The organism is Gammaproteobacteria bacterium, from assembly GCA_011682695.1.
GTDB lineage: Bacteria > Actinomycetota > Acidimicrobiia > Spongiisociales > UBA4744 > BMS3Bbin01.
Genome location: JAACED010000024.1, coordinates 1 through 21,767, shown reverse-complemented (window position 1 = coordinate 21,767; position 21,767 = coordinate 1). Strand labels below are relative to the sequence as shown.

Genomic DNA, 21,767 nt, shown 5'->3' with positions numbered 1-21,767 from the left:
TTCCTGGTGCCTCGACAGGCAACCTTTACGGCGTTCTGCCGGCCAGGAACGCCGCTCGGATCGGTCGTGGTGAGCTCGGGCAGGTCGCGGCGGCTGGTCAGACGGTGGTCACACAGGCGTGATCGATCCCCAGATTGACTTCCAGTGCTGCTGCTCGCTGCGGGTCGACGATTTCGAAGATCCCGGTCATGATGCCTCGATCGAGCGAGCACAGTACTTCGGGATGCTCGAACTTGCCGGCGCTGAACGGGCAATGCTGGGTCAGCAGCTTCTCGCCTGCAGGATCGGTGATCATCTCGAAACCCTCGCTCTGCATCAACGCTGCGACAGTCTCGAGTGACATCGTCAAGTCGTTGCCGCCTGTTGCGGCCATGCCCGAGGCGAGCTCGCGACCAAAGTTACGGCCAATCTCGAGTGCGACCTGAAGTCCGTCCTCAGGGGCGAGATGCAGGACGATGCGTACGAGGAGGTCGATCAGAAGATCGTGGCGACGGGTCGGGAACTGCAGATCGATCTCTTTGCCGGTGGGGGCGTAACACTTCGCCGGTCTTCCGGCGCCGGGTCCTGTCTTGCCTGTGGGACGGCGTCTCGTGACCTCCAGGTAGCCCTCTTCGGTGAGCCGATCGAGATGATGGCGAGCCACATTGGGGTGGATGGCGAATTCGTTCGCGATGATCGTCGCAGTGAGGGGCGCGGGCGAAGATCGGACCCGTAGATAGATGGAGCGTCGGGTGGGATCGCCCAGCGTGGCCGTGAGATCGTTGAGCGTCTGCTCTAGGTTTCGGATGTCCACAGCGTCACTATAGTTTTGAAACGCTTCTAAACACTGCGCAGATAGGACTTGCTATGAACGATGCGGTACGTGCGGCGATCGGGCAGGTCGTCGATCCCCAACTTGGGAGAACTCTCGAAGAACTGGGTGCGGTGAGGGCCGTCACCGTCGACAAGGGGCGCACGGTCGTCGACGTCTCCGTCGCCGATCCCGACTACCCGTACGGCGATCGTCTCGCCGCAGCCGTCGAGGAAGCTGCCAGGTCTGTCGCCGGGATCGTCGATGTCACGGTGCAGCAGGCCGTTCTCTCCGACGAGGAGGCCGACGCTCTCATGGCCCGGCTTCGTCCTGAGAAGAAGGTCGTGGGCGGTCCGGGCTCTCACACGAGGGTCATCACGATCACCAGTGGCAAAGGCGGTGTCGGCAAGTCGTCCGTGACGGTGAACCTCGCCGTTGCCTTGGCTGCTCGGGGCCGCAGCGTCGGAGTGATCGACGCAGACGTGTATGGGTTCTCCATTCCGAGAATGCTCGGTGTGCTCAGCCCGCCGGGGGTCGTCGGCGGTTCGCTGATCGCACCGCAGGGCTATGGAGTCCGCGTCATGTCGATGGACTACTTCGTGCAACCCGATCAGGCGGTCATCTGGCGCGGCCCAATGCTGCACAAGGCGCTCGAGCAGTTTCTCACCGACGTCTTCTGGGACGAGCCGGACTACGTGCTCATCGACACTCCTCCAGGCACCGGCGACGTGGCGATCTCGCTGGCACAGTTCCTTCCACGGGCCGAGGTGCTCGTGGTCACGACGCCGCAGGCGACGGCGCAACGTGTTGCCAAGAAGGCGGCGTTGATGGCCGAGAAGGTCAATCAGGACGTGATCGGGGTCGTGGAGAACATGGCGTGGTTCACCGGAGATGACGGCATACGCTATCCGCTGTTCGGCAGTGGCGGCGGTGAGCAACTCGCACGCGAGTTGAAGGTCCCGCTGATGGGTCGGATCCCGCTGGTTCCGGCCATGCGTGCGGGCGCCGATGAAGGCATTCCGGTGGCCGTGGCTGCTCCGGGAAGCGACGCGGATATCGCCTTCGATGAGCTCACCGATACCTTGGAGAAGACCAAGCCACAGGTGCGTACGCATCCTGAGCTCGTGATCAAGTAGAGGCCGGGCGCCCGGTACCGGAAACCGGGCGGCTCACCTCGGCGGGCGCTCAGGCCACCTGCACCGGAACGCCGTGAGCGACACGGGTGACGGTGTTGTTCTCATCGAAGTGCAACACCGTCGGGTGGTGTGATGCCGCTTCTTCGTCGTCCATTGCTGCGTAGGTGACGATGATGACCCGATCGCCTGGCGAGGCTCGATGCGCTGCGGCTCCGTTGACAGAAATGATCCTGCTCCCCGGCTCCGCCTTGATCGCATAGGTGATGAATCGCTCGCCGTTGTCGATGTTGAAGATGTGGACCTGTTCGTTCTCGCGGATTCCTGCCGCCTCCAGCCAGTCGTTGTCGATGGCGCAGGAGCCCTCGTAGTCCAGTTCGGCATGCGTGACGACGACGCGATGCAATTTCGACTTCATCAGTGTGACGTACATGGCTCGAATCCTTTCGGAAGGTATCCGGCAACTGGTGACAACCAGTGTAGAGCACACAACGTTCCTGGCCGCCAAAACAGGGCAAGGAATGCATGTCGAGACGCTAGCTTGGCCGTATGGAGTACCACCCCATCCGTCCGGACGAGTTCGACGGTTACATCAACGTGCTGTCACACGTGTTCACGTGGGATCCGAAACCGGAAGAAGTCGAGGTCGAGAAGAAGCATATCGAACTGGATCGCACCGTGGGTGCGTTCGACGACGGCCGGATCGTCGGGACCGGCGCGAACCTGACCTTCGAGATGACGGTGCCCGGCGGGTCGCTCCCCGCCGGCGGCGTCACCGCCATCGGGGTCCTGCCATCTCACCGGCGTCGGGGCATCCTCAACGAGATGATGGCCCGACTCTTCGACGACAGCCGGAGCCACGGTGAACCCCTGTCAATCCTGTGGGCGTCGGAGAGTTCGATCTACGGCCGCTACGGATTCGGGGTCGCTACCCGGCACGCAAGCAGGGAGATCGAGCGGATACACGCGAGGCTGTCGGGGGATGCACCACCGGCGGTGCGAATCATCGACAAGGACGAGGCGCTGCGGCAGTTCCCGTCCGTCTACGAGACCGTCCGGCGGCGCTATCCGGGGATGATCCGTCGCACCGAACGGAAGTGGGAAATCGATCTGGCCGACCTCGAACCCTGGAGGGATGGGGCTACGGCCAACCGTTTCGGCCTGTTCGAACCCGACGGAGTACCCCAGGGGTACGTGCGGTACCGCGTGAAGGAGAAGTGGGAGAACGGCCAGGCGAGGTCCGAACTCGTCGTCGCGGAGCTGATCGCCATCACTCAGGACGCCTACCGGGACTTGTGGCGGTACGTGTTCGGCATCGATCTGATCGAGACGATCAAGGCGAGGGGCCGCCCGGTGCGCGAGCCGCTGGAGCACATGCTGGCGAATCCCCGCCGCCTGACGAAGAGCGTGACCGAGGGCATCTGGCTGCGGATCCTCGACGTCGAGCGGGCTCTTGCCGGGCGTCGGTACAGCACGGAAGATCGGGTCGTGCTCGAGGTCACCGGACCGGGCGACGTAGCGGGCCGATATCTGCTGGAAGGTGGACCGGACGGGGCGACGTGCCGTCGTACCGAAGCGAAACCCGATCTGCGCCTCGATATCAAGGCGCTCGGCATGGCCTATCTCGGCGGACACGATTTCGTCACGCTTGCCGGTGCTTCTATGGCGGAGGGTGATGCCGAGACCCTGCGGCGCGCCGACCTCATGTTCGGTTGGCATGAGCCGACCTGGTGTGTTGTCGGGTTCTAGGAGCCCGCTGAACAATGCATGACACCTGCCGGTTCTCTGTCTTCAGGCGTCGGTAGTTGACGCAGTGCCGTCGCGACGGGACCGCTTTGATGACTGCCGACTGATGACCTACAGCACGACGAGCGCCACCGCTCCTGCCACGAGACAGTAGATGGCGAAGGGCACGAGACCTCGCTTGACGAGGACGTGAATGAGGAAGGCGATTGCCAGATAGCCCGACACGGCTGCGACCGCCATGGCGACCCATACCGATGTCGTGAGGCTTCCGGCACTCGATAATTCGACCGCTTCGAGCAAACCTCCTCCAGCGATTGCAGGGATGGCGAGAAGGAACGAGTAGCGAGCGGCCTGTTCGGCGTCGAGTCCGCGTCCGAGCCCGGCTGTGATCGTCATCCCGGAGCGGGTGATGCCTGGCACCATGGCCAGCGCCTGAGCGATCCCGATGATCAGCGCTCCAGCGGTGGTTTCTTCCTCGACGGTCCGGGTTCGTTTGTTGATGAACTGCGATGCGAGGAGCACCACTCCGCTGATCAGCAAGGCGATTGCCACGAGCGTGTAGGACTGCTGGAAGGCGTCGATCTGATCCCTGAGGGCGAGACCGATCAGGGCCGGCAGTGTTCCGACGATCAGCAGCCACCAGAGGTGCCGTGCCTTGTCGTCGAACCGCAAAAGTGCGGCAATGTCTCGTCGGTAGTAGGCGAGTACTGCGATCAGGGTTCCGAGGTGGAGCACCGCGGTCGTCGCCAGGTCGGGCGGCTCCACGCCGAGGATCGCCGGCACCAGCACGAGGTGGCCGCTCGAGGAGACAGGAAGGAATTCGGTGAGGCCCTGAATGAGCCCCCAGATGATTGCCTGGAGCACGGCGCTGGAGCATAGCCGCACAGAAGATCTTCCCGTGGTTTGGGCTCGACGAACATGACTCCGCTGAGCTGACGCCCTGCCGACGACGCCCCGGCTCACGGCTGTCGCAGGCTCAAGAACCACCTGAAGCCGCCGATAGGGCAGTGTGCGGACCAACTATCACAACCGGCTCACATGGGGCGCGGCCACGCTGTTGTGTTTGTCGTTGGCTGCTCTCCTTGGAGCCGTGTACGCGAGCATGTCGAGTATGAGTCGGCTGCGCGAAGAGGCAGTGAAAGAATCCGCGATCGGGGGGATGCAGCAGGAACTCCAGGTGGTTGAGGCGACCATTTCGGACTGGGCGGCGTACGCGGTCGACGCCGGCCCGAGGCCTGAAGCGGGAAACGCAAGCCTCCTTGCGTCCGGGGATCGTTTCTCCGAAATCGCCGACGGCCTGATGGAAGCGGAACCGACGTCCGGAGCGGATAAGCTCGCCGTTCGATTCCGGAGTCTGTGGATCGACGTCGTGAGCCTACGGTCGGCCGGCCAGTCGGCCGCCAACGTGACGCTGAACAGTCAGATCATGCCGGTCGACAGGGATTTCCGGTCAAGCCTGCTTGCCCTTCAAGTCAAGGAGGCGGAGCAACTGGATGCAGCTCTCAGCGACGCGCGGACTGCACAGACTGCGCTCCGATGGGTGACACCGGCAGCGCTTGTTCTGGCGATCATCCTGACGCTCTTCCTTGTTCGGTTGCTGGCCCGTAGCCGTCGTGTCGACGAGTTGGAGCTTCTCAGCAAGGGCAAGGACCAGTTCTTGGCCGGCGTCAGCCATGAGATTCGCACCCCACTCACGGTCGTCGTCGGCCTCGCCCACGAACTACGTGATCGGCTGGATAGCTTCTCGATCTCGGAGGTCGAGGATCTCGCGCGCCTTCTTGCGGGCCAAGCAGACGAAGTCGAGGTGATCGTCGAGGATCTCCTCGTGGCGGCGCGCGACGAGGCAGGACAATTGAGATTTGTCTTGGAGGCTGTTCCGCTGGCGGATTATCTCGCACGGTTGCAGGACTGTTGTGAAGGACTGCAAGAGGTACCGCCGGCTGTTCCGCCCGATGTCTGCGTGCTCGCCGATCCCGGAAGGCTCCGGCAGATCATGAGGAATCTACTGTCGAACGCGGTCCGCTACGGCGGCAGGCATATCAAGGTCAGCGTCGAGGAACGTGGGGCGATGGTCGGTGTCGTGGTCGCGGACGATGGCGAGGGAATTGGCAGTGAAGAGCAGGAGTGCATCTTCGACGCGTATTACGTGTCGTCGAGACAGCACGGGGTGCCGGGGTCGATCGGGTTGGGTTTGCATGTGGCACGTCGGCTTGCGCGGCTCATGGGCGGCGACCTCACCTGCCGAAGAGAGAACGGCTGGACATTGTTCGACCTGCAACTGGTCGCTGTGGATGCGCCGGCCGGGTCCTCGGCCGACCCTGTTCCTACTACGGCGTGACGGCGGGGCCGACGAGAACACTCAGGTTTCCCTCCGCCGCCGACGCAGCGACCGCAGTGGCGAAGTCACCAGGGACGGCGACGAGACCGATGGGGTCCCCATAGCCGAGCGGATCGGCCCGTGGAGGGGGTTCGATGACGATTCCGGGGACCGCTTGGGGTCCAAGACCCAACCCGGTGATGACGATCCGAAGCGACTGACCGGCAATGACGCTCTCGGGTAACTCCGTCGAGAGGGCCCACCATCCGTCGGGGATCGCAGGGCGCGCTCCGGACACCAGGGAGGGGAGGAGGGGTTCACCTGCTGCGATCGCGTACCGGGCCGTCCCACCGATTTCGGGGTTGGTGGGGAGGAGCCCTTTCGGTGCTTGGCGCCACTCGATGATGCCCGCATCGATGCTCGCTCCGGATGCAATGTCCACTGCCGCGAATGGATAGGCGACTGTGTCTGCCGGTCGGAGATCGATCCAGGCGGCGACGATGACGATCAGTACCGCGCCCGCCCAGCGAAGGTAGGGCGGACGCGTGAACCAGTACACCCCGTGAACGTACCGCGAACAAGGCGAGCCGGGAAGGGGGTTGCGGTCCGCCGGGCGATACAGGGAACGTGTTCCGCCCTACTCCAGGGGCAAGGCTGCTTTAGTCCGCTCACCGCGCTCTCCGTCTTGACGTGGTGCACGTCTGTGCCTTGTTGTCCCTGAGCCGTCACGCCCGCCCCGCGGTCTCATGTCGACCTGAGGTCGCGGTACGAAATACGAAGTATGAAGTACGTGTCCCCGTACCCGTATCGCTCAGCGGACTCCTAGCCTGTGGCGCCGGATAACGCGGTCTGGCAAGAGCATGCTCGGGGCGCCGTCTCGGCCATCGGAATCAGCCGTCGCACCGTCTCTTTGAGGGTGCCCAGGGTCTCGTCGAACAGACGCATGACCTCCGCATGCGTGACCGCGGAAGTCTTCCCCTCGACACCGACGTCGTAGTCGGTGACGACCGCCAGATTGACGAAGCACATCTCCAGTTCTCTGGCCAGAGGCGCCTCAGGGAACTGGGTCATGTTCACGAGATGCCAGCCGTTGGCGGCAAACCACCTGCTCTCTGCCCTCGTCGAGAAGCGCGGGCCCTGAATGATGACGTTCGTTCCGCCGTCATGCACGGTCGCTCCCGCGGCCCTCGCGGCTTCCAGCGCCAGCGGGCGTAGCTCCGAGCAGTAGGGATCGGCAAACGAGATGTGAGTCGTTTCCGGACCGTCGGAGTATGTCGATGCACGACCCCATGTTCGATCGACGAGCTGATCGGCGACGACGATGTGCCCTGGTGCGTACTCGGTCACCAGACTTCCGGCGGCACATGGGGCGATGATGCGATCGACTCCGAGATCCTTCATTCCCCACACATTGGCTTGGTAGTTGACCTTGTGTGGCGGGAACTCGTGGTGTTCGCCGTGCCGGGGCAGGAAGGCTACGTCAACGCCCTCGATCGTGCCGACCATATACGATGCCGACGGATCCCCATAGGGAGTGTCGACCCGGACGCTACGGGCATCATCGAGGAACTCGTAGAACCCCGTGCCACCAAATACACCGATCATTCTTCGCCTTTCTTGGTTGTCTGTGATTTCTTGGTCGTCTGTGAATCGGTTGCGTAGAAGCCGGATCCCTTGAAGATGATGCCGGCAGTATGGAAGACCTTCTGGAGTGTGCCGCCGCACTCGTCGTGCGTTTTGAGGGGCTTCTCCGAGAAGGACTGGAAAACGTCGAACCGTTTTCCGCATCGCTTACAGACGTATTCGTAAGTGGGCATGAGAACTCGAGACAGTGATGGATTGCGCCCGAATGATATCAAGGCGACAGGTGCTTGCGGATAACGGGCCGGCTGGTGCCGCTGAGAGTGGCACTTCGGTCATCGTTCTCGTGGTCGGATCCGCGTGATCAGGACTCGTGTCATTCGCCGGTACACTCGAAGTTCATGACGTTGGGTTCGATCGCCGTGGTGCTCGGCTCGTATCTATCGGGGAGCGTTGATTTCGCTGTCCTCATTGCGCGCGCGAAGGGATTGGACATCTACTCGAAGGGGAGTGGCAACCCCGGCGCTTCCAACGTCTACCGCTCGATCGGCAAGACCGCCGGCGTGACCGTGCTCGGCCTCGATCTGTTGAAAGGCCTGCTCGCCGCCCTGGTCGGGACGGCCATCGGTGGTCCCGCGCTTGGTGCCGCAGCAGGGTTCGCCGCAGTGGTCGGACACTGCTACCCGGTGTTCCATCATTTCCGAGGCGGCAAAGGGGCAGCGACACTCTCCGGGGTGATGTTCGCTCTGTTCCCCGTGGCTACGGCGGTCCTCCTCGTCGTGTTCATAGCTCTTGTCGTTACCACGCGCATCGCCGCCATCGGTTCGATCGTTGTCACGCTCGCAGCGGTTCCGGGCGCATGGCTCACGGGTGGTCGGGGGTGGGCACTCATCTGGGTGGGTGCAGCCGTCGCACTGGTCCTGTACCGTCACCGCGGCAACATCGTACGGCTCCTGAGAGGGATCGAACGCAAGGTGGTGGAGGAATGAGGATCGAAGTTGCGGTCATCCCTGCTGCGGGAAGGGGAACCCGTCTGCGTCCCGCGACGCGCGTCGTTCCGAAGGCGCTCGTTCCGATCGTCGACCGACCGGCCATACAGTACGGCGTGGAGGAGGCTGCCAGGGCGGGCGCCACCGAAGCGGTCATCATCGTCGATCCGGGAGTGGGCTCGCTCATCCACGACCACTTCTTCAACGAAGGGCCGCTTCCGGGGTTGGAGCACATGAAGATCACACCGGTGACCCAACCAGAGCCGCTCGGCCTGGGTCACGCCGTCCTGACTGCTCGGGAAGCGGTGGCCGGCCGGACGTTTTTCTGCATGCTGGCCGACAACATTCCCCGCATCGATGTTCTCGATCGGATGACTGTGGAGTTCGATGGGACGTCGATGGTCTCACTTCGGGATCTCACCGACGACTTCCTTGCACGCTACGGGGTGATCGTCCCGGGCGCTTGGCGATCGGAGGCAGTCGTCGAGGTTCACGGCGCCATTGAAAAGCCGGGCATTGAACGAGCGCCGTCGCGCCTCGGACTGATCGGTCGCTACATCTTCACGCCGGAGATCTTCGAGGTGCTCGACGGTCTTGCTCCGGGGTTCGGGGGTGAGATCCAGCTTACGGATGCAATCGATGGTCTCGGTCGGAAAGGACGCTGCGACGGGTTCGTCTCGCCCGACGATCTGCTGGATGTGGGAAACCCGGCTGGGCTGCTGGAAGCATCGACGGTGCTCGGCCTGGCCCACGCCGAACTCGGAGAGGGCTATCGAGAATTCCTGAAAGGGCTGGTGTGAAACCACGCCGTGAAGCCCAGCGCGAAATACTGGCGGCGGTCGGCAGTCTCGATTCGGTACGGGTCCCACTGAAGGAGGCAAGAGGTCTCGTCCTCGCAGAACCGATCCAGGCACCGCACGACGTTCCCCCATTCCCGAACTCTGCGATGGACGGATATGCGGTCCGAGCGGCGGACCTCGAGGAGATCCCGGTGCAGCTTCGCGTAATCGAGGATGTGCCTGCGGGCAGCGTGCCCACCCGGAAGGTCGAACCGGGCGCCGCGGTCAAGATCATGACCGGCGCCCCGATGCCTGCCGGTGCAGACACCGTCGTGGAGGTCGAGGTGACCGAGCCCGGTGACCGGTCCGTCAAGATTCTGGCGTCCCGCGCGCTTGGATCCAACGTTCGGCTTGCGGGCGGAGATATGGAGGCGGGGGCACGCGTCTTCGAGAGAGGAGAGCGGCTGAGCCCAGCGCACCTCGGGGTGCTCGCGTCGCTCGGTGTCGTCGAGCCGTTGGTGAGGAGGCGTCCGGTCGTCGCGGTGCTATCGACGGGAGATGAACTGCTGCCGCCAGAAACGGCGGTGCCGGAGCCCGGAAAGATCCGGGAGGCGAACCGAACGACGCTGATAGCTCTACTGGCCGACCTGGCAGTCGATACGGTCGACTTCGGGATCGTCGGTGACGATACGGCGGCGCTCCGGGCGACCCTGGAAGAAGCAGCAGGGACGGCGGACGTCGTCATCACGTCCGGCGGGGTGTCGATGGGGGAGTACGACCTCGTCAGGGCTGTCCTTGCCGATCTTGGCACCGTTGCGTTCTGGAAGGTCGCGCAGCAACCCGGCAAGCCGTTCGCTTTCGGGCAGATCAAAGGGACGCCGCTGTTCGGCCTGCCCGGCAACCCCGTATCGGCCATCGTGTCGTTCGAGCAGTTCGTCCGGCCTGCCCTGCTCCACATGATGGGGGCCACGGCACTCTTCCGGCCGCAGGTACTCGGACGGATCGCCCGGGCCGTGTCTACGAATCCGGCCAAAGACGTCTTCCTGCGGGTGCGCACGGGAATCGAAGGCGATGCGCTGGTTGCCGATCTCGCCGGTGGACAGTCGTCAAACGTCCTGTCGGCGATGGCGCACGCCGACGCGTTTGCCCTGGTTCCCGTCGGCGTGGGCGATCTCGAAGCCGGTGACGCGGTGACACTCGAGATGTTCAGGTGGCCGGAGACTCGAACGATCGGAGCGCTCGATGGCTGAAGAATTCACACACCTCGACGGGCAGGGACACGTGCACATGATCGACGTTGGCGACAAACAGGTCACCAACCGCGGGGCTGTCGCCGAGGCGATCGTGCGTATGGCTCCCGAGACCAGTGGGAAGCTCTTCGGAGGGGATCTGCCAAAGGGCGACGCGCTGGCGGCAGCGCGGCTGGCCGGCATCATGGCCGCCAAACGTACCGCCGATCTCATCCCGCTGTGTCATCCGCTGTCACTCACGTCGGTTTCCGTCGAGGTGTACGAACACGGCGATGGTGCACGTGTCGAAGCCAGGGTGCAGACTCGTGATCGAACCGGCGTGGAGATGGAGGCGATGACCGCAGTGTCCGTCGCAGCGCTCACGCTCTACGACATGGTCAAGGGCGTCGAGCGGGGTGTCGAGATCACAGGCGTCCGGCTGCTGTCCAAATCAGGAGGACGCTCCGGAGAGTGGCGACGGTGAAGGCTCTCGTCCTCACCGTGAGCGATCGGGTGAGCCGCGGCGAGACCGAGGATCGCTCCGGTCCGGCAGCGATGGAGCGCCTCGGGGCGCTCGGCTTCGCGACCGAACTTCGGGTGGTCCCCGATGGTATTTCCTCCGTGCAGGATGCTCTCGAAGGGGCCGTCGCCGAAGGGTTCGACCTCGTCGTCACCACAGGTGGCACGGGGTTCTCGGCGAGAGATCTGACACCGGAGGCCACGCGTAGCGTTGTCGAACGGCTCGCGCCGGGAATCGCCGAAGCGATTCGTTCGGCGACGTTCGACAGCAACCCTTACGGGATGCTGTCCAGAGGTGTCGCCGGAATCACCGGATCGACCCTCATCGTCAACCTGCCGGGATCTGTCGGTGGAGTGACGGAATCCCTGGATGTGATCGCTCCCGCGCTCGGTCACGCGATCGCTCTACTGCGCGATGAACCTGCCGGACACCGAGTCCGCCACCCTCCGTGGACCTCGACATGACGGCCTTGCCTGTTGATAACTTGTCGGAGATGGGTTCGGTGACCTAATCTCGGGGTGAGCGACGGGCGGACACGGTGGAAGCAACGGCGGTAATTGTGATTTTTGTGCTGGCAGGAGTGTGGGCTGCATTCCTGTTGCCATCGGTCTTCACCACGCGGCGGGACCGACCTACCGAATCGGCGCGAGACTTCATGCAGCTCTCCGCACGCCTCACAGCGGTTGGCAGTGGGACAACCATCGAGCCGATGCTCACGCGGCGCCGAGTGCTGGTGCGGAGGCGCCGCGCTCTCATCGTTCTCAGCTCGCTGGCAGCCGCAACACTCGCCGTAGCGATCTGGCGCGGCTCGACCGCCCTGCTCATCGCCCACATCGCGATGGACGGTGTCATCGCCTGGTACCTGGCAATGCTGGTGCAGATTCGCCAGCGTCGTGAAGCCTCGCTCGTGATCGATCTCAGGGACGCGGAGAGCGACGAGGCCGAGCCGCCGGTGCGGGTGCTGGCGCACGGCTGAGCGGATGAAACCAAGCCTCGATCCTGTCGAAGCCGTTGCCCGTGCCGAGTTCGACGCCAAGTTCGCTGCGCGTGAGAAGGGTCTCACCGTATCCCGAAAGATGATTCGCAGCTCGGCGAACGCGATCCGCGCATTTCATCGTGGCGAGCTGGAACGCTGCGAGGAGTTGATGGACCAGGCGGGCGTTCTGCTGCGGGAGGCCATGGAACTGCTCGAGGATCATCCGGATGTGTTGTTCACCGGTTTCGTCGCCGATGCCGCGAAGGAGTATGCCGAGGCGCGCTTGACATATGCCCTGGGCCTCGAACTGCCGCTGCCGACACCTGACGAGCTGGGTGTGTGGGTGGGATCGTATCTGCACGGCCTCGGTGAGGCGGTCGGCGAGATGCGGAGGCGTTTGCTCGATCTCCTTCGGGCGGGTGAACTCGAACGAGCCGAGGGGACACTTGGCGCGATGGATGCCGTTGTCGACCTGCTCGCCAGTCTGGACTACCCCGACGGGATGACTCGTGGGCTCCGGCGCACGACCGATGTGGCACGGGCGCTGGTCGAGCGCAGCCGCTCGGACCTGACGACCACGATTGTGCAGGAACGGCTGCGAAGGGATCTCCTGGAGCGGCTCTGATCTGCTTGGTGGAGCGGTGACTACAATGCCGTTCGCCCTTTGGGGGTGTAGCTCAGCCTGGCAGAGCGCTTCCCTCGCACGGAAGAGGCCAGGGGTTCGAATCCCCTCACCTCCACTTACGGAAACCCCCGTGTGGACGGGGGTTTCCGCGCGTCTTGTGCTCCATTCTCGTGACGCCTGACCCGGACTATTTCGTCGAGGCGCCACGAGAACGGAACGGTTAGGAGGCAGGTGGTTCGTACGTCATCTCGCCTGCCCTGAGCGGGAACGGCAGGACGTTCTCCGGTGGCGGGAGGGGGCAGGCGAACTCGTCGTCGTACACGCACCACGGGTTCTGCGCCAGGTTGAAATCGACCACGGCGATGCCGTCATCGCGGATCTCGACGGGGACGTAACGGCCGCCTTCGTAGGTCTCGGTGCCGGCGGTCGTGTCGCGGATCGGGATGAACGCCTCCCCGTCGCCGGTGTTGAGCACGGTGAGCGTTCGCGTTCGCCCTTCGATGGTGACCTCGACCGTTCCGACGACGTGGTAGCTGCGATCGGCCCCGGTCGTGTGGGCGATCCGGGCGGTCCCTTTGGATCGAAGGAGCGATGCCCGCACGGCAAGTGCCGGCTTGGGAGGGAAGTACGACAGGCCGGTGAACGACGCACGATCTTCGTCCGGCAGGGGCGACGCGTAGCTCTCCGCGAAGAACCGGTCACGTTCACGGCGATATTCGAGGAGTTCGATGATGGTCACGGCAGCCGGTGAGGGTAGACGCAAGTACCGACGTACGTGCACACGACTCCGAGTGGTCCGATGCATTTGTGTCGCAGGCGCTCGTCGAAGCTCACGATCTCACCGGACGATTCGGGGCCTCATCGAACCCGGACAGCTTCGAGATTCAGCCCACGAGAGGTGAAGAAGGGGGTAGATTCGGTTGAAGGAGGTCCAGATGACCGACGAATCCAATACCGACGGCCCCACAGACCAGCCACCCGAACAGGTGCCGAGTCCAGAGGTGTCTTCAAGGATCGCCAAGCTTGCATCCGGTGAACGGTTTCTCGCCCTCGGAGCGGCGCTTCTCTTCGTCGACTACGTGTTGTTCGACTTGATCTTCGGCGAATACTTCTTCTTCACCGGAACGCTCCTCGTGGCGGGCTTCGTGTTGTTTGCACTGTGGGTGCATCAAGATCGCCCCGCCGCGTCGTGGCCTCTTCCTTATGAGTGGTTGCTGCGGGTACTGGGGTTCACGGCAGGTTTCCTTGGCGTGCTGGAACTCCTGGCCGACCTGCGCTTCGGTGGGCTGAGGCACCTGGGCGACGTGTTCGGCGGGCTGATCGTCTACCTTGGCGCCTTCCTCATGTTCTGGGGAGCGCGACAGATGAAGGAATCCGGCGGATCATGATCCCGGTTAGGCGGCGTGCCTGACCTGGCATGATGTCGCCGGTAGCCGGTTGGCAGATCCAACTGCCGGTCACGCATCCCCGTCGCGACAGCCGGTACGGGGAGACGCAAATGCCGACGTACTGGCGCGTGACTCCGTGTACTCTGGTGCGCCCATGACCGGCCCCCTCGTATTCGCACGCGCGCTCACTAAACGATTCGGCGATTTCACCGCAGTCGACGCCATCGACTTCGCCGTCGAGTACGGCGAGGCGTTCGGGTTCCTCGGACCGAACGGCGCAGGAAAGACATCCACCATGCGGATGATCGGCGCCGTATCGCCGGTCACCGAGGGAATGCTGAGAGTTCTCGAGATGGACCCTGCCAAGCAGGGATCGCTCATTCGGGCGCGGCTCGGCGTCGTCCCCCAGGAAGACAATCTCGACAATGAACTGTCGGTCTTCGAGAACCTGTTGGTCTACGGGCGATACTTCGATCTGCCCCGATCGGTGATCATCGATCGGGCAGACGAACTGCTTGAGTTCGCCCAACTCACGGAACGGCGTGACGCCCAGGTCGAGAATCTCTCCGGCGGGATGAAGCGGCGCTTGACGATTGCTCGGGCCCTGATCAACCAGCCCGACGTGCTCCTGTTGGACGAGCCGACCACCGGCCTCGACCCACAGGCTCGCCACGCTCTCTGGGATAGGCTCTACCGGCTCAAACAGGGAGGGGTGACGCTCATCATCACGACCCACTACATGGATGAGGCCGAGCAGCTGTGTGACCGCCTCGTCGTGATGGACAAGGCGAAGATCGTCGCAGAGGGATCACCACGCACACTCATCGAAACTCACTCGACACGTGACGTCGTCGAACTGCGGTTCCCGCTGGGTCGTCAGGAGGAGGCGCTGCCGCTTCTCGAGGGCCTGTCGAAACGGACGGAAGTTCTCCCCGACAGCGTCCTGTTGTACACCGACGACGGCGACCGGACTGCCGCCGAGGTGGCCAAGCGCGGGCTGAAACCCGAAACGGTGGTGGTTCGTCGCAGCACGCTCGAAGACGTGTTCCTGCGTCTCACCGGCCGGAGTCTGATCGACTGATGGCTGCGGCTGCGATCCGTGTTGTCGAAGCGCACGCCCGGGTGTACCGGCGCACGTGGCGGGGAAGTGTCATCTCGACCTTCCTCAGTCCGGTGCTGTACCTGCTGGGCATGGGGGTTGGCCTCGGCACGCTCGTGAACCGTGGCGCCGGGACTGCGTCGATCGGCATTCCCTACCTGGCTTTCCTCGCTCCCGGGCTACTCGCCGCGGCGGCCATGCAGACGGGCGCAGGTGACGGGTCGTGGCCGGTCATGGCGGGCATCAAGTGGACCAAGACGTACTTCGCCACGCTGGCCACACCGATCAGGATCCCGGACCTCGTCATCGGTCATCTCGGCTGGGTCGGCATTCGCATGGTCTTCGTCTCGACCGTGTTCGTCCTCGTCATGGCTGCATTCGGGGCGGTGGCCGTCGGTGCAGGTCTGCTGGCGGTGATCCCCGCGGTGCTCACCGGCCTGGCGTTCGCCGCACCGGTCAGCGGCTACGCGGCATGGCTGAAGCGCGACACGGGACTGAGCAACCTCTTCCGATTCGGGATCGTTCCCATGTTCCTGTTCTCCGGGACGTTCTTTCCGATCACACAGCTTCCCGGCTGGATGCAGCCGCTCGCCTACGCCGTGCCGCTGTGGCATGGCGTCGAACTGACGCGTGCGACGGCGCTCGGTCTGGGCACGACCTTCCCGCCGCTCGTGCATGTGGCATACCTGCTGGCATGGATCGTCGGAGGCACGCTCGTGGCGATCCACACGTTCACGAGGAAGCTGGGGCAATGACCACCAGAACGCTCATGGCCAGGATCGTGCCGCCGTCGGTGATGGGAGGTCGGCGGGCACGACATCTCCTGGAACGGAACTTCCTCGTGTATCGGCACGCATGGATCGTCATCTTCTCCGGATTCTTCGAACCGCTGTTCTACCTCTTCTCCATCGGCATCGGACTGGGCAAACTCGTTGGTGACGTCGTGGGGCCCACCGGGGAACCGATCTCCTATGCGGCGTTCGTGGCGCCTGCGCTGCTCGGTGCTGCGGCCATGAACGGCGCCGTCTACGAATCGACGTTCAACATCTTCTTCAAGCTCAAATACGCGAAGATCTACGACGCAGTACTGGCGACCCCGATGGCGCCCGGCGACATCGCCATCGGAGAGATCACGTGGTCGTTGTTTCGGGGAGCCCTCTATGCGGCGGGTTTCCTCGTCGTGATGTGGATCATGGGCCTGATGTCGTCGCTGTGGGGGCTGCTCGCCGTTCCTGCGGCGCTCCTGCTCGGCTTCGGGTTCGCTGCGGCAGGCATGGCGGCTACCTCGTTCATGCGGTCCTGGCAGGACTTCGATCTCATTCAGCTTGTCACGCTGCCGCTGTTCCTATTCTCGGCGACGTTCTATCCACTCAGCGTGTATCCGGAGTGGCTGCGGTGGATGGCGCAACTGTCGCCGCTGTATCACGGAGTCGTCGTGATCCGCTCGCTCACCCTGGGTATCTTCGAGTGGAGCATGATCTACCACATCGGGTTCCTGGTCGTGATGGGCCTGGTGGGAGTTGTGATCGCGGCGAGAAGGCTCGAGAAACTGCTGCTCGCGTGAGCGATCCTAGGGCACGCCGATCGTGCGCTTGCCCAGCAGATTGAGACGTGTCGTTCGCACCGTCGCCGGTTCGACGACCCTCCCGTCGTCGAAGCGGAAACGGAGGGCATCTTCGGGGCATTGGACGATGCAGGCGCCACACAAGATGCAGTTGGCCGGCCGGGCAATCTCTACCTTGTGAGTGTGACCGTTCATGACGAGCACATCACGCGGGCACACCAGCACGCACTGCGCTGCCCCGGTGCATCGGTCGGCGATCAACTCGACCTTGAAGTCACTCGGGTTGACCGAACTGGACAGCAGTGGTGTCGAACCGGCGACGTCCACCGAAACGATCCCGGTCCCGATCACACAGGCGCCGGCGAGCGCGATGAGGTTCCTTGCCGTCACTGCCTCGGCGACGGCGAACAGGGCAAGGCCGAATCCGAACCCGACGAGGGCCAGGATGCCGTAGACGTGCAACCCTCGATGCGTTTTCAGCGGCAGCCAGGGCATGCCTGCGAAGAGCGCCAGCACGATGGCTGTGACGGACGCCGCGTCGATGAGCGCCGGTAGCGGTCCCGTGATCGGCCACAGGATCAACCACAGGATCGGCACCATCGGGGCAGTCCACATCACCGCCATCTGGAGGCGGTCACTCAATGGGAAGCGCACGGATCGCTCTTCCCTCACGGCGTGCCGGCCCCGTCGTAGGAATGCAGGGAGGTCCGTCGCGTGGACCGGTCCCCACGTCACGTGCCATCCGGTCGCCTCCTCGACGCGACGTCGCTCGACCCCGGTGGCGCTCAACTGGGGCAGGACCAGTTCCCGGTGGTCGACCCGGTCTGCGATTCGCGACGTTCGCAGCGCGGCGATCACGTCGTGATGGGTGAGATGACCACCCCCTGCGGCGCACCACACGTTGATGCCCTTGCTGTCCGCAACGAGCAGCCAGACATTCTCGCCTTGCAGCGCTTTGCGTACCCGTCGCACGGTGAGCGTGTAGTTGCCCGTGACCACTACGGGCGAAGAGCGGTCGGGATTACCGATCGGGAAGAGCCCCGTCTTGGAGCGATGTGGCAAGAATCTCAACGCCGTGTCGAACACGGAGTCCAGTGCGCTCATGATGGTCTCCTCGCACTCAAGATGACGAAGGCCGGCCACGGGTGCTCCTCGTCGACGTCCACGAAGCCCGCTCGGCGCACAGCGTCGGCGAGGTCGCGAACCGGGTGTGTGGTCGTCTGGGTGAGCATCCAAGTCGCCGCGATCACGGGCATCCGCAAGGTTCGGTAGAGGAGTCGGGCACCGCAACTTGCCGGTTCCACCTCGTCGGCGATTATCAGCCGACCTCCTGGGCGAAGCCGATCATGGATGATCCCGAGCACATAATCGCGCTCTTGTGGAGACATCTCGCTGAAAGTGAGACACGATACGACAGCATCGAACGTTCCGGGATCGAACCGGTCCTCGATCTCGGCCGCTCCCAACTCCACCCATTCGACGCTCCCGGCAGCTGGGGCCGGCTTCGCGGTGGCGATCTCGAGCATGCCGGCATTCCGGTCGATCCCGATGGTCTCGGCTCCCCGTGCAGCGCACGCCACGGTGACCCCTCCGGTTCCGCAGCCGACGTCGAGGACGCGCAGCCCGGGTCCTGCCGCCAGCTCGGCAACGCGGTCGTAGACGCTGGAGATGCGGCCCCGGCTCAAGAGGCGAATGCCACGGTCGTAGCGAGATGGCGTTGATTCGAGCCAGCGCATGAACGCGTACGTGCTCATCCTTGGTCTCCTGGCTCTTGACCCACACCATCGAAGAACAGCAGGACCGCGAGATCAGGGATCTCGTCGAGCGCCGGCCATGTTCCGCCGGAGCCCCAGTGCTGCACATACAGGATGCCGAGGATGCCGATGAAGGCCAAGGCGAACTGGGCAACGGGCCGATCTGAACGTACATCGCCCGCAGTTACTCCTTCGCCGAGGACTTGCGCCACGGCGCCGACATACGGGGCGAGGTGCTCGATGACCAGGGGATAGGTTTCGCGTCGAAACGCCAGTGCTTCCCTGATCACGACTTGCTGGAAAGGCTCCTGTTCCCGCACGACTTGCACGTCCGCCTCTGCCAACGCCCGGAGCCGGTCTCTGGTCGATCCCGTCGTCGGATTGGCTTCATATCGCCGCACCGCGCGTCGAGCGCCTTCCGCGATGACCTCGGCGAAGAGGTCGTCCTTGGATCGGAAGTAGTTGTAGATCGTTCCCTTGGCGACACCCGCTCCCGACGCGATGGCGTCGATGCTTGCCCGATCGAGACCATCCCGGGCGAAGTGCTGTGCCGCGGTGGCGAGGAGTCGGTTACGGACCTCAACCTTCGCATCGGCGGTGATCCGACCCATGGCGCTCCAATGTGGGTGACTGGTCAGTCAGATTCTAACACGGGTCCAGGGAGCATGTAAGGCCCCTCCCGAGATTCGACGTTGTGTTCACGGCGAGTCAAGATGAGCAGCCTGGCGCGAGGAAAGGGCGGATGGTGAACGAGGAACTGTGCAGGCTCGGCGACGAGTACTGGGATTACACGATGGAGATCAACCCGACACACGCCATGATGCTCGGGGACCACCGGTTCGATGAGAAGGTCGAGGAAGCATCCAGAGAGGCCGAGGATTCGCAGATCAGCCGCCTTCGCGGTTTCGCCGGCCGGGCCGAAGCGATCGATCCGGCATGCCTCGACAAGGATGAGCGGATCACCCGGGATGTGCTGATCTTCGAGGCCTCCACCGGTGCCGACGCCCTCGAGACGAGGGCGGCCGAGTTCGCCGTCAACCATGCCATGGGACTGCAGGCGATGATCCCCGTTCTGATCCCTCAACTTCCCATCGAGGAGCCTGAGCATGCCGAGGCGCTGATCGAGAAGTACCGAGGATTCGCTCGGGTGTTCGATGAGATGGCCGAGCGCCTGCGCGAGGGGCTCGTCAACGGCAGGACACCGCCTGCGTTGACGAGCGAGAAGACCATCGAGCAGCTCGATGGGATGCTTGCACTGCCCATCGAGGAGGATCCGTTTCTGAATGTGCGAGTACCGGCATCCTTCGACGATGCAGCAACCGAAGCCTGGAAAGCTCATCTCGCCGCCGTCGTCCGTGACACGATTCGGCCGTCGTTGCAGCGGTACCGAGACACCATCGCAGACGAGGTCTTGCCCTTCGCCAGGCCGCAGGAGAGAAGCGGAGTGTCCTGGGTATCGGGCGGCGACGAACTCTACGAGAAGGCGGTTCACCAGCACACCACACTGCGCCTGGAGGCCGATGAGATCCATCAGATCGGTCTCGATCAGGTTGAGCGGCTGGCCGGCGAGTACCGCAGGCTCGGTGTGGAGGCTCTCGGGACCGAGGATCTCACCGAGATCTTCACCCGTCTACGTGAGGATCCCGACCTACATTTCGTGGCCGGTCCGGAAGTCGTTGCCGCCTCCGAACGTGCGCTCGCGAGAGCCAAATCCGCGATGGCAGACTGGTTCGGCCGCCTGCCGAAAGCCGACTGCATCGTCGCCGAGACACCGAGTGGACCGACTGCGTTCTATTTCCCACCGGCCACCGACGGGTCTCGTCCCGGCATGTTCTTCGTCAACACATCCGACCCGACCCAATGGGGTCGCTATGAGATGGAGGCGATGGCGTACCACGAAGGGATCCCGGGCCACCATCTTCAACTCGCAATTGCCCAGGAACTCGAAGGAATCCCCGAGTTCCGCAAGCACGCGGAGGTGACCGCGTACGCCGAAGGCTGGGGCCTGTACACCGAACGTCTCGCTGACGAGATGGGCCTGTACTCGGGACCCCTGGAGCGTATCGGCATGCTCTCGGCCGACTCGTTGCGCGCCGGCCGATTGGTGGTCGACACCGGCTTGCACGCGAAAGGTTGGAGCCGGCAGCAGGCGATCGACTTCTTCGCCGAGAACTCCCCGATGTCGATCGGCACGATCGAGAACGAGGTCGACCGCTACATCGGCTTGCCCGGCCAGGCGCTGGCCTACATGATCGGACGTCTCGAGATCCAGCGGATGCGGCACGAGGCGGAGGAGGATCTCGGTGAGAGGTTCGACATCAAGGGATTCCACGACACGGTGCTGGACTCCGGCATGATGCCACTCGAGACCCTCGACCGGTTGGTCAAGGACTGGACCACTTCTGTTCTCGTGACGCCTCGCGGGAACTAACAGGATCAACCGTCACGAGAACGGGATGAGGACCACGTGAACCTGCCGCGGCCCGTGGACACCCAGCGTGAGAGTCTGCTCGATGTCGCCGGTGCGGCTCGGCCCGGTGATCACGACCATGTTGCTTCCGCGGGTCGCCACCTCGGGGTGTTCGGCGAGGAAGTGGCTGAGCGACGCGTAGATCTGGTCGGTACGGACCAGAGCGATGTGGATCTCTGGGATCAGGGACGCCATCCGCGGCGATTCACGCCCCGATGTGACGACGATCGATCCTGACTCGGCAAAAGCCGCGTCCGCTCCGGTGATCCCCACCTCGAGCGTCTCGTAGGTGAGTTGGTGCTCGATGCGTGCCGCCGGGTCGGGTGGCACGTCAGTGTTCACGATCCGATATCCGTCATGAATCAGGCGGCCGGTGAGACCGGGAACCGGCAGCGGTCCACGGGACATGAAACAACGATGTCCTTCCATCAGTTCGAGGACGATGCGGAGGGCATCGTCCGTGTTCGCAGCACGGTGGGGCACTCCGTTGACGGCTTCGAGCTCACGGCAGAAGCGGCTTGCGAGGTCGCCGGGAGGCTGCTCGGGGACGAGAATCCCCGGGTCGGGAGAGGCCGACAGGGACGCCGCCGCCGATCGGATCCGAGCCAGAAACGCGTCACGATCCACGGTTGCGTCCCTTCCAGCGTCGATGAAACGACTTGACCGGTGTCTGCAGGTCCCTGCCCTGGGTCCACGCGGCTCCTCGCCAGGGAAGCCGCCGGATCCATCCGGTACGGAACAGACGACCGATGACGGCACCGGCACGCAGCACGGTGCGGAAGCGGCCCGGATGCGTCGCGATGCTTG

26 protein-coding genes and 1 tRNA gene are annotated in these 21,767 nt (G+C 63.8%); 16 read left to right on the top strand and 11 right to left on the bottom strand.

The features are described from left to right. Positions 1 to 97: 97 nt before the first annotated feature. Complete coding sequence (locus GWP04_06625) at positions 98 to 793, bottom strand: helix-turn-helix domain-containing protein (GenBank protein NIA25227.1); 696 nt, start codon at positions 791 to 793, stop codon at positions 98 to 100. Positions 794 to 846: 53 nt separating this feature from the next. Here GWP04_06625 and GWP04_06620 point away from each other — a divergent pair, with 53 nt between their 5' ends. Next, entirely contained in the window at positions 847 to 1,926 is a 1,080-nt protein-coding gene (locus tag GWP04_06620) for a P-loop NTPase (GenBank protein NIA25226.1), read from the top strand. A 49-nt stretch (positions 1,927 to 1,975) separates the two neighbouring features. On the opposite strand, the gene GWP04_06615 is transcribed toward GWP04_06620, so the two are convergent. Beyond that, entirely contained in the window at positions 1,976 to 2,356 is a 381-nt protein-coding gene (locus GWP04_06615; protein NIA25225.1) for an aspartate 1-decarboxylase, read from the bottom strand. Between the two features lie 116 nt (positions 2,357 to 2,472). On the opposite strand from GWP04_06615, the gene GWP04_06610 reads away from it, so the two are divergent. Further along, entirely contained in the window at positions 2,473 to 3,672 is a 1,200-nt protein-coding gene (locus GWP04_06610; GenBank protein ID NIA25224.1) for a GNAT family N-acetyltransferase, read from the top strand. A gap of 108 nt (positions 3,673 to 3,780) precedes the next feature. On the opposite strand, the gene GWP04_06605 is transcribed toward GWP04_06610, so the two are convergent. Further along, positions 3,781 to 4,533, bottom strand: coding sequence for a hypothetical protein (locus tag GWP04_06605; protein ID NIA25223.1), 753 nt, complete (start codon positions 4,531 to 4,533; stop codon positions 3,781 to 3,783). Between the two features lie 247 nt (positions 4,534 to 4,780). Here GWP04_06605 and GWP04_06600 point away from each other — a divergent pair, with 247 nt between their 5' ends. Next, positions 4,781 to 6,007 carry a hypothetical protein gene (locus GWP04_06600; protein ID NIA25222.1) on the top strand — a complete coding sequence of 409 codons (1,227 nt, stop codon included), beginning with the start codon at positions 4,781 to 4,783 and terminating at the stop codon, positions 6,005 to 6,007. Here GWP04_06600 and GWP04_06595 read toward each other — a convergent pair. From GWP04_06595 to GWP04_06585, 3 genes are all read right to left on the bottom strand, one after another. Beyond that, on the bottom strand, positions 5,997 to 6,545 hold the full coding sequence (locus GWP04_06595) for a hypothetical protein (GenBank protein NIA25221.1): 549 nt from the start codon (positions 6,543 to 6,545) through the stop codon (positions 5,997 to 5,999). The two genes, GWP04_06600 and GWP04_06595, sit on opposite strands and share 11 nt — an antisense overlap. A 263-nt stretch (positions 6,546 to 6,808) precedes the next feature. Continuing rightward, entirely contained in the window at positions 6,809 to 7,591 is a 783-nt protein-coding gene (locus GWP04_06590; protein ID NIA25220.1) for an S-methyl-5'-thioadenosine phosphorylase, read from the bottom strand. Further along, entirely contained in the window at positions 7,588 to 7,803 is a 216-nt protein-coding gene (locus GWP04_06585) for an FmdB family transcriptional regulator (protein ID NIA25219.1), read from the bottom strand. Before GWP04_06585 ends, GWP04_06590 begins: the two co-directional genes overlap by 4 nt. A 165-nt stretch (positions 7,804 to 7,968) precedes the next feature. Between GWP04_06585 and plsY the strand changes: the two genes are divergently transcribed. From plsY to GWP04_06545, 8 genes are all read left to right on the top strand, one after another. Next, the gene (gene plsY / locus GWP04_06580; GenBank protein ID NIA25218.1) at positions 7,969 to 8,556 is read left to right on the top strand and encodes a glycerol-3-phosphate 1-O-acyltransferase PlsY; all 588 of its coding nucleotides are present in this window, start codon (positions 7,969 to 7,971) and stop codon (positions 8,554 to 8,556) included. Beyond that, positions 8,553 to 9,356: an NTP transferase domain-containing protein gene (locus GWP04_06575; protein ID NIA25217.1), complete on the top strand. Its 804-nt coding sequence runs from the start codon at positions 8,553 to 8,555 to the stop codon at positions 9,354 to 9,356. The genes plsY and GWP04_06575 overlap by 4 nt, the downstream gene beginning before the upstream one ends. Then, on the top strand, positions 9,353 to 10,585 hold the full coding sequence (locus tag GWP04_06570) for a molybdopterin molybdenumtransferase MoeA (protein NIA25216.1): 1,233 nt from the start codon (positions 9,353 to 9,355) through the stop codon (positions 10,583 to 10,585). The genes GWP04_06575 and GWP04_06570 overlap by 4 nt, the downstream gene beginning before the upstream one ends. Then, positions 10,578 to 11,048 carry a cyclic pyranopterin monophosphate synthase MoaC gene (gene moaC / locus GWP04_06565; protein ID NIA25215.1) on the top strand — a complete coding sequence of 157 codons (471 nt, stop codon included), beginning with the start codon at positions 10,578 to 10,580 and terminating at the stop codon, positions 11,046 to 11,048. The genes GWP04_06570 and moaC overlap by 8 nt, the downstream gene beginning before the upstream one ends. Further along, the gene (locus tag GWP04_06560) at positions 11,015 to 11,548 is read left to right on the top strand and encodes a MogA/MoaB family molybdenum cofactor biosynthesis protein (GenBank protein ID NIA25214.1); all 534 of its coding nucleotides are present in this window, start codon (positions 11,015 to 11,017) and stop codon (positions 11,546 to 11,548) included. The genes moaC and GWP04_06560 overlap by 34 nt, the downstream gene beginning before the upstream one ends. Before the next feature lie 95 nt (positions 11,549 to 11,643). Further along, positions 11,644 to 12,060 carry a hypothetical protein gene (locus GWP04_06555; GenBank protein ID NIA25213.1) on the top strand — a complete coding sequence of 139 codons (417 nt, stop codon included), beginning with the start codon at positions 11,644 to 11,646 and terminating at the stop codon, positions 12,058 to 12,060. A 4-nt stretch (positions 12,061 to 12,064) separates the two neighbouring features. Then, complete coding sequence (locus GWP04_06550; GenBank protein NIA25212.1) at positions 12,065 to 12,685, top strand: hypothetical protein; 621 nt, start codon at positions 12,065 to 12,067, stop codon at positions 12,683 to 12,685. A 41-nt stretch (positions 12,686 to 12,726) separates the two neighbouring features. Next, positions 12,727 to 12,800, top strand: a tRNA-Ala gene (locus tag GWP04_06545). 105 nt (positions 12,801 to 12,905) lie between these two features. Here the strand turns inward: GWP04_06545 and GWP04_06540 are convergent. Further along, on the bottom strand, positions 12,906 to 13,424 hold the full coding sequence (locus GWP04_06540) for a DUF1684 domain-containing protein (GenBank protein ID NIA25211.1): 519 nt from the start codon (positions 13,422 to 13,424) through the stop codon (positions 12,906 to 12,908). Between the two features lie 196 nt (positions 13,425 to 13,620). Here GWP04_06540 and GWP04_06535 point away from each other — a divergent pair, with 196 nt between their 5' ends. From GWP04_06535 to GWP04_06520, 4 genes are all read left to right on the top strand, one after another. Next, positions 13,621 to 14,073, top strand: a complete 453-nt coding sequence (locus GWP04_06535; GenBank protein NIA25210.1) for a hypothetical protein — start codon at positions 13,621 to 13,623, stop codon at positions 14,071 to 14,073. Between the two features lie 154 nt (positions 14,074 to 14,227). Then, complete coding sequence (locus GWP04_06530) at positions 14,228 to 15,154, top strand: ATP-binding cassette domain-containing protein (GenBank protein ID NIA25209.1); 927 nt, start codon at positions 14,228 to 14,230, stop codon at positions 15,152 to 15,154. Next, positions 15,154 to 15,927, top strand: coding sequence for an ABC transporter permease (locus tag GWP04_06525; protein ID NIA25208.1), 774 nt, complete (start codon positions 15,154 to 15,156; stop codon positions 15,925 to 15,927). Before GWP04_06530 ends, GWP04_06525 begins: the two co-directional genes overlap by 1 nt. Further along, on the top strand, positions 15,924 to 16,736 hold the full coding sequence (locus GWP04_06520; protein NIA25207.1) for an ABC transporter permease: 813 nt from the start codon (positions 15,924 to 15,926) through the stop codon (positions 16,734 to 16,736). Before GWP04_06525 ends, GWP04_06520 begins: the two co-directional genes overlap by 4 nt. Positions 16,737 to 16,742: 6 nt before the next feature. On the opposite strand, the gene GWP04_06515 is transcribed toward GWP04_06520, so the two are convergent. The 3 genes from GWP04_06515 to GWP04_06505 are packed head-to-tail and all read right to left on the bottom strand — an operon-like array spanning position 16,743 to position 19,101. Next, the gene (locus tag GWP04_06515) at positions 16,743 to 17,840 is read right to left on the bottom strand and encodes a 4Fe-4S dicluster domain-containing protein (GenBank protein ID NIA25206.1); all 1,098 of its coding nucleotides are present in this window, start codon (positions 17,838 to 17,840) and stop codon (positions 16,743 to 16,745) included. Continuing rightward, the gene (locus GWP04_06510; GenBank protein ID NIA25205.1) at positions 17,837 to 18,490 is read right to left on the bottom strand and encodes a methyltransferase domain-containing protein; all 654 of its coding nucleotides are present in this window, start codon (positions 18,488 to 18,490) and stop codon (positions 17,837 to 17,839) included. The genes GWP04_06515 and GWP04_06510 overlap by 4 nt, the downstream gene beginning before the upstream one ends. Further along, complete coding sequence (locus tag GWP04_06505; protein ID NIA25204.1) at positions 18,487 to 19,101, bottom strand: TetR family transcriptional regulator; 615 nt, start codon at positions 19,099 to 19,101, stop codon at positions 18,487 to 18,489. The genes GWP04_06510 and GWP04_06505 overlap by 4 nt, the downstream gene beginning before the upstream one ends. A gap of 131 nt (positions 19,102 to 19,232) precedes the next feature. Between GWP04_06505 and GWP04_06500 the strand changes: the two genes are divergently transcribed. Further along, on the top strand, positions 19,233 to 20,921 hold the full coding sequence (locus GWP04_06500; GenBank protein NIA25203.1) for a DUF885 family protein: 1,689 nt from the start codon (positions 19,233 to 19,235) through the stop codon (positions 20,919 to 20,921). Between the two features lie 12 nt (positions 20,922 to 20,933). On the opposite strand, the gene GWP04_06495 is transcribed toward GWP04_06500, so the two are convergent. Continuing rightward, positions 20,934 to 21,587, bottom strand: a complete 654-nt coding sequence (locus GWP04_06495) for a hypothetical protein (protein ID NIA25202.1) — start codon at positions 21,585 to 21,587, stop codon at positions 20,934 to 20,936. Positions 21,588 to 21,767: the final 180 nt, after the last annotated feature.